Raw genomic sequence first — 12,416 nt, 5'->3', positions numbered from 1 at the left:
CCGGGCGTGGGGCCGCTCGGTCCGCCCTGGCGTCGCCCTCAGCCTGCGGAGGCGGCGACGGCGTCGGGGTGGGCGGGCGCACCGACCTCGTCGGCCATGGTGGCGCCTCGCTCGCCCAGGGGGCGGGGGCGCCCGACGGTGGTGTCCTTCGCCGTCTGGTGCTCCATCTCGGCGTTGAGCTCGGCGCCGAGCAGGATCGACAAGACGGTCAGGTAGAGCCAGAGCATCATGACCACCACCCCGCCCACCGAGCCGTAGGTGGCGGCGAACTTCCCGGCGACCGCGGCGTAGAGGGCGAACCCCGCAGACGCCACGAGCCAGACGGCGGCCGCCACGCCGGAGCCCCACGACACCCAGCGCCACTTGGCCGGGTCTCGGTTCGGTCCGTACCGGTAGACCACGGCCAAGCCGATCACGACCAGCGCGCCGAGGAAGGGCCAGCGCAGGACGGTGAACACGATGGCGCCCACGTCGCCGAGCCCCAGGCTGCGGGCGAGCGCCGGTGCCGCCGCGATGACGCCGAGGCTCACGACGAACGCCACGGCGGCGCCGACGGTCAGGAGCAGCGCGGTGCCCCGGAGCTTCACGAACTTCCGATCCTCGGGCTCGTCGTAGGTGAGGCTGAGGGCGGTCAGCAGCCACTTCATGCCGGACGATGCGCTCCACAGCGCCGTGACGATGCCGATGCCGGCGCTCAGCCCGAGCTTGCCGCCCGGCGTGCCGGCCACCGTCCGCGCCTGGTCGACCAAGAGGTTGGCGGCGTCGCGGGGCATGGCCTGCGTGATCGACGCGAGCTGGCGAGAGACCTCCGACGGGTCGGCGACGAGGCCGTAGATGGACACGATGGCGACCAAGGCCGGGAAGAGCGACAGGAGGGCGTAGAAGGCGACGCCGGCCGACAGCAGCGGCACGTTGTCGGCCTTCGCCTCCTTCAGGACGCGAGCGCCGATGTCCTTCCACCCCTCGGCCGGGATCTCGCCCGCCCGATCGGCGTGCCGCCCGTGTCCAGGCTCCCGAGCGACGGCACGCGCCTCGGCCGGGGTCTGCTCCTCGCCCTCTGTGCCGGCCGCTCGGCGAGCGGAACGGGCCTCGACCGTCGACTGGGGCGCCGGCCTCGGCGAAGGCTGCGCGAGGGCCCCGGCCGACCGCACCAGTGCGAACGCCGCCACGGCTCCGGTGACCAGGGACTCGGGACCGCTCGGCTTGGCCATGTCGGCGCCGTGCCCCCGGTGCCGGTGGTGCAGAAGCCTGGGGGCCCGATCCCGGTCGTTCCACCCGAACGGCTGATGCCGGCAGGTGAGGTCGCCGAAGCTTCGGTGGGACTGATGCCCACGCCCCCGGGTCGTGCTCGATCTCGCAACGGTCACCTCCGGCGACAGCGCCGGCATCGTCACCTTCCTCGCACCGGGCAGGCAAGCCGACCGGCGTGGAGCCTGGGCGAGGGGGCCCACATGTCATCGGCGACGGTGGGGTAGGGACCCGCTGTCACCCCAGGCGGGGGACGTGCGCAACCCCAGACCCCGGTCGCGCCAACACCGTTCGCGACCGTGCGGACGCTTGGCGAAGAGCTGGGAGCGTCATGGCAGCATCGAAGCGATCGGCTCACCACCGACCGACAGCGCAGACGTCGCCGTCTTCGGCGTGCGTCGAGGCCTGGCGGCGTCCGAAGACCTTCGGGTCGCCCGAGGTCACCGGCCCGGCGGACGGCGGCCGATGAACCACGCGAGGTTCTCCGGGGTGCTGGCCGAGTTCGCCCGCACGATGGGCACCGACTTCCCCATCCAGTCGATCCTCGACCACCTGGTCGACCGCATCGTCGAGCTGCTCCCGATCACGGGCGCCGGGGTCACCTTGATCGCCGTCGACAAGGAGCCCCACTTCATCGCGGCATCCGACGACGATGCCCTGCGGTTCGAACGGTTGCAGTCCGACGTGGGTGAAGGCCCGTGCATCGCGGCGTACGCCTCACGGCGAGCCGTCGTGGTCGCCGACCTCTCGGTCGACGACCGGTTCCCGCGCTTCGCTCCGCTGGCGGTCGCCGCCGGGCTCCACGCGGTGTGCACGCTGCCGCTGCGGCACGAGGACGGCTGCCTCGGTGCGCTCGACCTGTACCGCGACGCCCCGGGCGGGTTGGACACGGAGGACCTGGCAGCGGCCCAGACCCTCGCCGACGTCGCGACCGCGTACCTCCTGAACGTGCGGACGCGCGAGGAGGTGCGGGCCATCGGCGACCGACACCAGCACATCGCCTTGCACGACCCGCTGACGGGCTTGCCCAACCGGCGCCTCCTGCAGGAGCGGATCGAGCAGGCCGCCCAGCGGGCACGGCGATCGAACAGCACCGCTGCGGTGCTGTTCGCGGACCTCGACCGCTTCAAGGTCGTCAACGACAGCCACGGCCACCGGGCGGGCGACGAGCTGCTGGTGTCGGTCGCTCGGCGGCTGAGCGAGCTCGTGCGCTCGGGCGACACCCTCGCCAGGGTCTCCGGTGACGAGTTCGTCTTCCTGTGCGAGGACCTGTCCGACGAGACCGACGCCGAGCGGCTCGCCAGCCGGGTGAACGAGGTCTTCGACCGGCCCTTCGTGCTGACGGGCGTCGAGCGACCCGTGTCCATCTCCGCCAGCGTCGGCATCGCCTACGCCGGACCGGGCGCGGAGATCTCGGACCAGCTGGTGGTCGAGGCGGACATGGCGATGTACCAGGTGAAGCGTCGAGGGGGCAGCGGCCACCAGATCATCGACATGCGCGCCGCGATGCGCACGGTGGACCTCCACCGGCTCGAGCAAGACCTCCGGGTCGCCCTGCAGAACGACCAGCTGGACGTCCACTACCAGCCGATCTCCCACACCCCCGACCGCGCCACGGCCGGGGTGGAGGCCCTGCTTCGGTGGGAGCACCCGGACCGGGGCTGGATCCCGCCGGCAACGGTCATCTGGGTCGCCGAGCAGAGCAACCAGATCGCCGAGCTGGGCGCCTGGATCCTCGAGCGTGCGTGTCGCGACCATCGGGCCTGGCTCGGCGTCGACCCGGAGCTCGACCTCGACCTCGCGGTCAACGTGTCGGCCCGACAGCTCCTCGACCCGGCGTTCGAACAGGGCCTGGTGGACATCCTCCATGCGACGGACATGGCGCCGACGTCGCTCGTCCTCGAGGTCACCGAGAGCACCTTCGTGGACCACGACGGCGCAGCCGGCCGGGTCCTCGCCGCGCTCGACGAGCGGGGCATCCGGCTGGCGCTCGACGACTTCGGCACCGGATTCTCGTCGCTGAGCTACCTGTGCCGCTTGCCGATCCACATCGTGAAGATCGACCGGTCCTTCATCGCCGACCTGGACCACCCGGAGACCAAGGCGATCGTCTCGGCCATCGCCGGGCTCGCCCACGACCTCGAGCTGGAGATCGTCGCCGAGGGCATCGAGACCATCGACCAGGCGAACCAGGTGCATGCGCTCGGCTGCCACTACTCCCAGGGCTTCCTCCTGGCCGAGCCCGTGCCCGCCGACGTCATCGGCGAGCGGTTGGCGGCCGAACGAGCGCACCGCCTCGTCGGCGGGCCGAAGGGGCAACCGCCGAGCAACCCTCCGCCGCTCGCCGAGGTCACCTCGAAGCGGACGCTGACCGTGCTCTCGAAGGTCATCGAGGAGCTCGCCCAGGCTGCGGGGCCGGGGGCGACCCTGGTGACGATGTTCCAGCGCTGGGCCTACTTCGAGCCGATGGTCTCGTACTACCGGGAGCTCGCCCGGACGGGCATGACGGTCGTGGTGGGCTACGCCGGGCCGGGGCCGAGGTTCGACCACCCCCGCGAGGGCGATCCCGTGGTCCTCGGGCTCGATGCCGCCCACCCGCTCGGCAACGAGTGGACCTCGCTCCTGGTCACACCGACCCTCGCGGCCCACGTCGTGGCCAACGAGCTCACCGACCCCGACGAGACCTCCGCGGCGCGAGACGGACGGCGGTTCTCCAGCTGCTGGGGCTTCGATCGGTGCACGACCGGCGCGCAGCTGCTCCGGGTGGTCGCCGCCTTGGACGGCGAGCTCGATCCCGACCTCTGTGCGCAGCTCACCCGGGTCGCTCGACAGGCGACCGGTCGACACCTGACCCGAGAGGAGTACGCCCTGGCGGCCAAGACGCGGCGACTCGTCCAGCGCATCGAGGTCGACCAGCACGCGCTCGCCGACCTCCGCGGGTCCCTCGCCGCGCACACCGGCTCGCCGCACTGATGACGAGCTCCCCCTGCCATCACGCCGACGTCGAGGCTCCCGGCGCACGCCGCCGGCCCCAGCGACGGTCAGGCCCCGCCGGGCGACCGCTGGGAGCCGGCCGTGGCCCTCGCCGGCGCCTGCTCGTCCAGGGCGTCGAGGCGGAGCCGGTAGGCGATGGCGGTGCTCGTGATGGCCGCCCAGGCGCACCACAGCGAGATGAAGCCGCGCTGGTCCAGCACGATGAGGCCGACGGCGGCCACGAGGTTCACCGCGCCGAAGAGCCGGACGTCGCGGTGGTGCGAGGCGAGCAGGGCGCCGCACGTGGCCACGAGGTAGAGCACGACCAGGAAGCCGCCGCCCCACAGGTGCACGCGGTAGTCGATGTGGTGGCCCTGGATGCGGGCGTCGACCGGGCCTTCGACGATGCCGTGGAGCAGGGCGGCGGCCACCACGGCGCCGAGCGCCACGAAGGCGATCGACGGTCGGCGGTGGGCTCGGGGCTCGAGGGCGGCGACGGCCACCGGCACCAGCACGGGGACGACCACGAAGGCCACCACCAGGTAGGCGAACATGGCCGGGCGCCACGCCCCGGTGCGGTCGCCCGTCTCGAGCCCCCGCCAGACGGCGATCTCCACGAACTGGTGGCCGGCGAGCACCAGGGGCAGGGCCGCCAGGGCCGCCTGGTCCCGACGCCGGACGTGTCGGGCGGCGTCGATGCCGACCAGGCCGACGAACACGCCGGCGGCCAGGTCGGCCTGCGGGGAGAAGCACATCGCTACGGCTCCGAGCGTCGGGCAGGCACGGCTGCTGGCGTACCCGGACGTCCCGGTCCCCACCCCCGGAACGGGTGATCGCCGGGGTCGACCGGGCGTCCTTCCCCGCTCGGGCCGGCCACCCCGTAGGTTCGGACCCCTGATGCCCGATCCCGAGCCCGGCCAGGTCGACCTCGCCGAGCAGTTCGCCGCCGTGTCGCGGGCGCTGCTCGCCGAGCACGACGTCCCGGCGACGCTGGCCCGGATCATCGTGATGGCCACCGAGACCATCCCGCACTGCCAGCACGCCGGCATCGACCTGGTGGAGGGCGGGGTCATCACGCCGGTGGCCCAGAGCGACGAGGTGCCGGCCCGGTTCGGCGCCCTGCAGACCGAGACGGGGGAGGGGCCGTGCCTCGATGCCATCCGGGACCAGGAGATGTTCCTGGTGGGGCACCTCTCCGAGGAGTCACGCTGGCCCGAGCTCGCCGCCCAGGCGCACGCCGAGACCGGGGTCCAGAGCATCCTGGCGTTCCGCCTCTTCGCCGGGGGCCGCACCTTGGCCGCCCTCAACCTCTACTCGGCCGAGCTGGATGCGTTCGGCGACCACGACATCGCCATCGGGTCGATCTTCGCCGCCCACGCCGCGGTGGCGCTGCAGAGCGCCCGGGCCCAGCAGACCCTCGAGGAGGGCCTGCGCAGCCGGGACCTCATCGGGCAGGCCAAGGGCATCCTCATGTCCCGTGACTCGATCGACGAGGACGCGGCGTTCGACCTGCTGCGCCGGGCGTCGCAGCGCCTGAACATCAAGCTGCGCGACGTCGCCACCCAGATCATCGAGTCGCAACCGCCCCCTCCGGCGGGCCCCAGGGCCTGATCAGGCCAGGTCGGCGAGGCGGCGCTCGAGGAACCGGCGCTCGACCTCGTCGGTGGTGAGCTCGAGGGCCTGCTGGTAGGCGGCTCGGGCCTCGGCATCGCGGCCCAGGCGGCGGAGCAGGTCGGCCCGGGTGGCCGGCAGGTACCGGTAGCCGTCGAGCGCCAGCGCGCCGAGCATGGCCAGCCCGGCGTCGGGCCCGTCCACCTCGGCCACCGCCACCGCCCGGTTCAGCTCGACCACCGCCGAGCCCGTCAGGGCGGCCAGCCGCGTGTAGAGGGCCACGAGCTGCGGCCAGTCGGTGGGCTGCTCCGCGTGCAGCGACGCGATGGCGGCCTGGAGCACGTACGGCCCCCCCGCCGCCGAGCGCGATGGCCCGGTCGAGCACGGCGCGGCCGTCGGCCAGCTCCTGGTGGTCCCACCGGGTGCGGTCCTGGTCGGCCAGCAGCACCAGCTCGCCGTCGACCGTGCGGGCGTCGCGCCGCGAGTCGGTGATGCGCATCAACGCCACCAGGCCGTGCACCTCGGGCTGGTCGGGGAGCAGCTCGGCGAGCGAGCGGCCGAGCCAGAGGGCCTCGCCGGCCAGGTCCTCCCGGCCGGCGTACCCCTCGTTGAAGATCAGGTACACGACGGCCAGGACCGCGGCGAGCCGCTCGGCCAGCAGGTGCCGGGGCGGGACGCGGAAGGGGATGGCGGCGTTGCGGATCTTGCGCTTGGCCCGCACGAGGCGCTGGGCCATGGTGGCCTCGGGGACCAGGAAGGCCCGGGCGATCTCCTCGGTGGTGAGCCCGCCGAGCGAGCGGAGCGTGAGCGCCACCTGAGCCTCCACGGCCAGGGCCGGGTGGCAGCAGGTGAAGATCAGCTCCAGGCGCTCGTCGGGGAACTCGGTGACCACCGGTCCTGCTCCCTCGTGGGTCTGCTGCTCGGCCTTGAGCAGCTCGGTCTTCCGGGCCAGGTTCTGCGTGCGGCGGGTGCGGTCGATGGCGCGCCGGCGCGCCGTGGTGATGAGCCACGCCCGGGGCTGGTCGGGCCAGCCGTCGGCGGGCCACTGGGCGGCAGCCGCGGCGAAGGCGTCCTGGGTGGCCTCCTCGGCGAGGTCGAAGTCGCCGAGGAAGCCGATCAGCACCGCGAGGACGCTGCCCCAGTGCTCCCGGAAGACCTGGTCGAGCGAGGTCACCGGGTGCGGGTCACCAGTAGGTGGCCACCGGGCGGACCTCGACGGCCCCGCCGAGGCGGGCGGCGGGCACGGTGGCGGCCACCTCGAGGGCGGCGTCGAGGTCGTCGGCCTCGAAGACGAACCAGCCGCCGATGGCCTCCTTGGTGCCGGCGAAGGGCCCATCGGTGGTGAGGGCCTTGCCGTCCTCCACCACGACCGTGGTGGCGTCGGCCGGGAGGCCGAGGGGGAGGCCGGGGGTCACCGCAGGGTTCGAGTTCAGCTTGCCGTAGTCGGCGTAGACCGCCTGCTGCTCGGCCTCGGACAGGCCGTCCCAGGCCTCCGTGCCCGGCAGCGGGGTCTCGCCTTGGTAGATCAACAGCACGTACTGCATGGGTTGCTCCTCGTGTTCGGTGTCGGTGCCCAGAGGTCGAACGGGGTCGGCCGAGATCGACCGTCGGCCAGGACCTTTTTCCGCCCCGGAAGGATGGTCGCTGGGAGCCCGGCCGTGGTGCACCGCAGCTCGTCGGCGGGTGGAGCGAGCACCGGTGCTGATCGTCGGTCTGGGCGGCGGACGACTGCCGGCTGGACTCAGCGGTCCGGGACCACGAAGGTGGCCGACGACGTGGTGCCGGTCGTGATCTCCAGGACGGACAAGGTGTATCGCCCGGCGATCGGGCCCTCGATGATCGCCTGCTCCACGAACTCGGTGTGGGGATCGAGGATGTACTGGTCGCCGATGCTCTGCACGGTGCCGTCGGGCGTCTCGAGCGACGGGTGCAGGCCCGGCACGTAGGCCGGCTCGACGGGTGCGGCGTCGGCTTCTGTGGCGATCCACAAGCGGTGCTGGCCCTTGCGTCCGCTCTCGTAGCGGGGGTACAGGAGCGAGGAGCGGAGGCGGAGGGTCACGCCGGGTGACACGTCCAGCTCGGCCGTCCCCGCCACGCCGGCGAGGGGTGCGTCGGCGGTGAACGCCCCGGCCCCCAGCGGCACCACCACCTGGTTGGTGCTGGCGGGCCCGAAGGTGAGCGTCACCGACGTCGGGCGCAGGGAGGCCGGCACCCCGGCGGCGGTCAAGCGGAACGGCTCCGAGGCCGAACCGGCGACCTCGCCCGACACCCCGCCCGTCGCTCGGACCGACGAGGAGCCGAGGTCGGCGCTCGCGGTGGGGCGCAACCGGCCCGGCGTGGTCAAGAGGTTGCGCGCCCGACCGGTGACGACGAGCGAGGCTCGATCGCCGGACCGCACCACGCTGGCCCGGTCGAGCTCGACCTCGAACAGGGAACCGTCGGCGTCGCCGAACCAGAAGGTGCGGCCGGACAGGGGCGCCGTGCGCAGCGGCCTCGTCGGGCTGGCGCGGCGGTCGTCGCTGCCTCCTCCACTGCCGCCGCTGCAGGCCACCAGCACCAGGACGAGGGCCAGGGCCACGGCGTGGACCGGCGCTCGACGCCGCCGCTGATCCGTCCTGGATCGACCGTTCCGTACCCCCACGGGGCGAACCTACGCGACCGGATCGGGGGCGAGCACGGATGGTACCTTCGCCCCGTGGATGGGGAGAGGAGCGGTCAGGGCGTGGTCCTGGGCGTCTCCGCGGACTTCCATGACGCCGCCGCTGCGCTCGTGGTCGACGGGGTGGTGGTCGCCGCCGCCGAGGAGGAGCGCTTCACCCGTCGCAAGCACGACCCGTCGCTGCCCCGCCATGCCATCGCCTGGTGCCTCGAGCACGCCGGGGTCGGGCCGGGCGACCTGGATCGGGTGGCGTTCTACGAGAAGCCCCTGTCGGCCTACGACCGGGTCCTGACCACCCACGCCGGCGTCGGGCCGCGCGGCTTCCCGCAGCTGGCGCGGGCGGTGCGCTCGTGGTCCGGTCGGAAGCTGTGGGTGGGCTACCGCCTCGAGAAGCTCCTCCAGGGCCTGGGCCACACCGGGCTGCGAACGCACTTCAGCGAGCACCACCAGAGCCACGCGGCGTCGGCGTTCTACCCGTCGCCGTTCGACCGGGCGGCGATCCTGGTGCTCGACGGCGTCGGCGAGTGGGCGACCAGCTCGGTCGGCTGGGGGGCCGGGCACCGGATCGAGCTCCACGAGGAGGTGCGGTTCCCGGACTCCCTCGGGCTCCTGTACTCCGCCTTCACGGCGTACTGCGGCTTCGAGGTCAACGACGGCGAGTACAAGCTCATGGGGCTCGCCCCGTTCGGGACGCCCCGCTACGAGGCGGACCTGCGCGAGCACGTCGTCCACGTCGCCGACGACGGCTCGCTGCGCCTCGACCAGCGGTGGTTCGACTACCGCGCCGGCGCTCGGATGGTGCGGCCCCGGCTGGCCGAGCTGCTCGGTCCGCCGCGCGACCCCGACGAGCCGCTCGACGAGCGCCACGCCGACATCGCGGCGTCGATCCAGGCCGTGCTCGAAGAGGCGATCGTGCGCATGGGCCGGCACGCCCGGGCCCTCACGGGCGAGCGGAACCTGTGCCTCGCCGGTGGCGTGGCCCTCAACTGCGTGGCCAACGAGCGGCTCGTCGAGCGGGCCGGCTTCGACGACCTCTGGGTGCAGCCCGCCGCCGGCGACGGCGGCGGCGCCCTGGGTGCGGCGCTCTGGACCTGGCACCAGGTGCTCGACCACCCCCGGCCCGAGCGCCACGGGATCGACGGCATGTCCGGCGCCCTGCTCGGCCCGGCGTACGACGATGCCCAGGTGCAGGCGTGGCTGGAGGCCAACGGGGTCGCCCACACCGACCACGGCGACCACGCGTCGCTGTGCCGTGAGGTCGCCGCCCGGATCGACGGCGGCGCGTTGGTCGGCTGGTTCCAGGGCGCCATGGAGTTCGGGCCCCGGGCGCTGGGCCACCGATCGATCCTGGGCGACGCGCGAGACGCCGCCAACGTCGGCCGCATCAACGCCTCGGTCAAGCGTCGGGAGGGGTTTCGGCCCTTCGCCCCGGCGGTGCTGGCCGAGGAGCGGCACCGCTGGTTCGCAGGCTCCGGCGATCGCGCCTACATGACGGTGACGGCTCCGGTGCACCCCGACCAGCGGGTGGCCGCCGTCGGGCCCGCCCCCGGTGCGCCGTTCGCCGAACGCTTGGGGGCCGTCCGCTCGACCATCCCGGCCTGCACCCACGTCGACGGCAGCGCCCGCCTCCAGACCGTCGATGCCGAGCGGAACCCGGCCTTCCACGCCTTGCTGCAGGCGTTCCACGACCGGACGGGCTGCCCGGTGCTGATCAACACCTCGTTCAACCGGGCCGGTGAGCCGCTGGTGCGCACCCCGGCCGATGCCGTCCGCTGCTTCGAGGACACCGAACTGGATCTGCTGGTGCTGGGCCGGTTCACCGTCGAGCCCGCCGCGGTGCGGAACTGATGCTCGCCATCCGCCACGCCGGGCGCTTCCTGGTGGACCTGGGGGCCTTCGCGGTCCGTTCCGGCCGTTGGTGGATCCCGGTGCTGATCCTGGTCCTGGTCGTCGCCACGGCGCTCAGCAGCACGGCCCACGTGGCCGTCCCCGTGGTCACCTACACGCTCTTCTGATGGCGGCCTCCACCCGAACCGATCCGTGGGCCGCCACCGAGCGCCGCCGCACCGCCGGCCCCGGCGTGGGGTGGCGGGCTGCAGCGGCCGTGGTGGTGGCGGCGGTCGGGCTGGCCAGGGTCTGGAACTTCGGCGGTCGCGACTGGCGCACGGTGGCGGGGGGCGCTGCGGTCCTCGTCGCCGCCGAGGTGGCGCTCCGGGTGGGCTGGACCGGTGCGGACGTCGACGAGCGGTCGCTCGGACGGGCTGCGCTGCGGCCGGTGGCGATGCTCGCTGCGGCAGCGGTGGGCGTGCCGATCGTCGGCGCCACGCCGGCGGTGGTCCTGGTGGCCGTCCTGGTCGCCGCCGACGCCGCCCTGGTCGAGTGGCGGCCGTTCCCCGGGTGGCCGGTGCGCAGCCGGACCGTGGTGCCGCTCGCCGCCGGCGTGCTGGTGGCATCCGGCGTGGCGTGGGCCAGAGGCGCTCCCACCATCGTGGTCCTGGCTGCGATCGTCGTCGCCCTGGCCGCCGTGCAGGCCGAGGCGCACGGGCTCCGCGCGGTGGCGGCCGTCGATGCCGCCCTCGCCCGAGGCACGTCCGCGGTGGCCGGCGCCATCGTGGCGGTGGCGCTCTTCCTGGTCGCCCTGGTCGTCCTGTACCTGCCGGGCGCGGCGGTGCGGGCGCTGCGCGCGCTGCGCCGACGCTCGGCCAGCGGCTCGAGCTGGACCCCGACCGGAACCTCGGTGGGTGACGCCCGCCAGGACGCACGCCGGCCCTTCACCAGCACCGCGCCGCAGGTGCGCCGGGGGCGGACCATCCGCGGCCTGGCGCTGGTGGCCGCGGTCGCGCTGGTGGCGGTGGCCCTCGTCCGTCGCAGCGGGGATCCGGCGGGCCCGGACCTCCCACCTGGCGCCGTGGGTGCCGCGGGGACCACCGCACCGCTCCCGACGGCCGGCCCCGGCTCGGTCGGTCGCCAGATCTTCGCCACCGAGATGGCCCTGCAGTACAGCCAGCTGCCGGCGTACGCCGGCTCGTCGTTCGCCGACCAGCTCCAGGTCGACGAGGGCGAGCACGTGATCAACGGCACCAAGTCCACCGAGTACGTGAACATCCGGAACGGCCGGAGGGCCACGCTGCGCCCCCGGCGCTGCGACTGCAAGCGGGCGACGCTCTGGTTCAGCGGCGGGTCGGCCGCCTTCGGCACCGGCCAGCGTGACGACCACACGATCGCGTCGGAGCTGGTGCGCCTCGCGCAAGAAGAGGACCACATCGCCCTGGACGTCACCAATGTCAGCCACGACGGCTACACGTTCCAGCTGGAGACCGAGTGGGAGGTGGCCCAGAGCCTGCGCACCGAGGAGGCGCCGGACCTCCTGGTCTTCTACAACGGCTGGAACGACGTCATGGCCGAGCTGGCCGCGGACTACCTCAAGGGTCCCGACCCCGATCGGAAGCTGTCGACCATCATCCCGGCCGAGCTCCAGGCGATCAGCGAGGACTCCGACGCCTTCCTGCGCTCGACCATCGGGCCGGCGGCGGGCCGGGCTGCAGCGGCCCGGTACCTCCGCGTGCAGAAGGAGGCCGACGCCCTCGCGAAGGAAGCCGGCGTCCGAACCGCCTACTTCCTGCAGGCCGACGCCCTCTCGAGCGCCGAGCAGCTCCGGCCCTACGAGCGGTTGGACGGGATCCCCACCGAGCAGCTGATGGCCTCGCCCATCGGCCAGGCGCTCGACGCGATGTCGGCGGGCCTCGTCGGCCACGTCACCGACCTGCGCCACCTGTTCGACGACGACAGCCCGCCGGTCTTCCTGGGCCTGGTCCACCAGAACGAGGAGGGCGCCCGCCTCGTGGCCGAGCGCATCTACCAGGACCTCCGCCCGCAGATCCGGGCCCTCGCCCACTAGCTGGACCCGTCTGTCCTCTCCCGGTCG

The 12,416-nt window shown here is 73.6% G+C and carries 9 protein-coding genes and 1 pseudogene; 5 read left to right on the top strand and 5 right to left on the bottom strand.

The window, feature by feature from the left end; genetic code table 11:
• Positions 1–38: 38 nt before the first annotated feature.
• A complete protein-coding gene (locus tag KSP35_RS06430; protein WP_217000033.1) occupies positions 39–1,211 on the bottom strand; it encodes a YihY/virulence factor BrkB family protein in 1,173 nt (390 codons plus the stop codon).
• Positions 1,212–1,344: 133 nt separating this feature from the next.
• Here KSP35_RS06430 and KSP35_RS06425 point away from each other — a divergent pair, with 133 nt between their 5' ends.
• Positions 1,345–4,221 carry an EAL domain-containing protein gene (locus KSP35_RS06425; protein ID WP_217000030.1) on the top strand — a complete coding sequence of 959 codons (2,877 nt, stop codon included), beginning with the start codon at positions 1,345–1,347 and terminating at the stop codon, positions 4,219–4,221.
• A 68-nt stretch (positions 4,222–4,289) separates the two neighbouring features.
• Here the strand turns inward: KSP35_RS06425 and KSP35_RS06420 are convergent, their stop codons facing one another.
• Entirely contained in the window at positions 4,290–4,976 is a 687-nt protein-coding gene (locus KSP35_RS06420) for a DUF6629 family protein (protein ID WP_217000028.1), read from the bottom strand.
• 142 nt (positions 4,977–5,118) lie between these two features.
• Between KSP35_RS06420 and KSP35_RS06415 the strand changes: the two genes are divergently transcribed.
• Complete coding sequence (locus KSP35_RS06415; RefSeq protein ID WP_217000025.1) at positions 5,119–5,832, top strand: GAF and ANTAR domain-containing protein; 714 nt, start codon at positions 5,119–5,121, stop codon at positions 5,830–5,832.
• Here KSP35_RS06415 and KSP35_RS06410 read toward each other — a convergent pair.
• The 3 genes and pseudogenes from KSP35_RS06410 to KSP35_RS06400 all read right to left on the bottom strand — a co-directional run bounded on the left by KSP35_RS06410 (position 5,833) and on the right by KSP35_RS06400 (position 8,410).
• Positions 5,833–7,006: pseudogene (locus tag KSP35_RS06410) on the bottom strand (RNA polymerase sigma factor).
• 10 nt (positions 7,007–7,016) lie between these two features.
• The gene (locus KSP35_RS06405; RefSeq protein WP_217000022.1) at positions 7,017–7,376 is read right to left on the bottom strand and encodes a YciI family protein; all 360 of its coding nucleotides are present in this window, start codon (positions 7,374–7,376) and stop codon (positions 7,017–7,019) included.
• A 197-nt stretch (positions 7,377–7,573) separates the two neighbouring features.
• The gene (locus KSP35_RS06400) at positions 7,574–8,410 is read right to left on the bottom strand and encodes a hypothetical protein (protein ID WP_217000020.1); all 837 of its coding nucleotides are present in this window, start codon (positions 8,408–8,410) and stop codon (positions 7,574–7,576) included.
• Between the two features lie 117 nt (positions 8,411–8,527).
• Between KSP35_RS06400 and KSP35_RS06395 the strand changes: the two genes are divergently transcribed.
• Genes KSP35_RS06395 through KSP35_RS06385 form a run of 3 tightly spaced genes read left to right on the top strand, consistent with a single transcriptional unit; the run spans position 8,528 to position 12,389 of the window.
• Entirely contained in the window at positions 8,528–10,339 is a 1,812-nt protein-coding gene (locus tag KSP35_RS06395; RefSeq protein ID WP_217000018.1) for a carbamoyltransferase N-terminal domain-containing protein, read from the top strand.
• Positions 10,339–10,506 carry a hypothetical protein gene (locus KSP35_RS06390; protein ID WP_217000015.1) on the top strand — a complete coding sequence of 56 codons (168 nt, stop codon included), beginning with the start codon at positions 10,339–10,341 and terminating at the stop codon, positions 10,504–10,506. The genes KSP35_RS06395 and KSP35_RS06390 overlap by 1 nt, the downstream gene beginning before the upstream one ends.
• On the top strand, positions 10,506–12,389 hold the full coding sequence (locus tag KSP35_RS06385; RefSeq protein ID WP_217000013.1) for a hypothetical protein: 1,884 nt from the start codon (positions 10,506–10,508) through the stop codon (positions 12,387–12,389). The genes KSP35_RS06390 and KSP35_RS06385 overlap by 1 nt, the downstream gene beginning before the upstream one ends.
• The last annotated feature ends 27 nt before the right edge of the window (positions 12,390–12,416 follow it).

This window comes from Aquihabitans sp. G128, assembly GCF_019048865.1.
Classification (GTDB): Bacteria; Actinomycetota; Acidimicrobiia; order Acidimicrobiales; family Iamiaceae; genus Aquihabitans.
This window is presented reverse-complemented; position numbering and strand designations above follow the sequence as displayed.

Excerpts from the sequence above, each read along its gene's own strand:
- KSP35_RS06430 (WP_217000033.1), bottom strand. The coding sequence starts at position 1,211 with ATGGCCAAGCCGAGCGGTCCCGAGTCCCTGGTCACCGGAGCCGTGGCG.
- KSP35_RS06420 (WP_217000028.1), bottom strand. The coding sequence starts at position 4,976 with ATGTGCTTCTCCCCGCAGGCCGACCTGGCCGCCGGCGTGTTCGTCGGC.
- KSP35_RS06415 (WP_217000025.1), top strand. The coding sequence starts at position 5,119 with ATGCCCGATCCCGAGCCCGGCCAGGTCGACCTCGCCGAGCAGTTCGCC.
- KSP35_RS06405 (WP_217000022.1), bottom strand. The coding sequence starts at position 7,376 with ATGCAGTACGTGCTGTTGATCTACCAAGGCGAGACCCCGCTGCCGGGC.
- KSP35_RS06390 (WP_217000015.1), top strand. The coding sequence starts at position 10,339 with ATGCTCGCCATCCGCCACGCCGGGCGCTTCCTGGTGGACCTGGGGGCC.
- KSP35_RS06385 (WP_217000013.1), top strand. The coding sequence starts at position 10,506 with ATGGCGGCCTCCACCCGAACCGATCCGTGGGCCGCCACCGAGCGCCGC.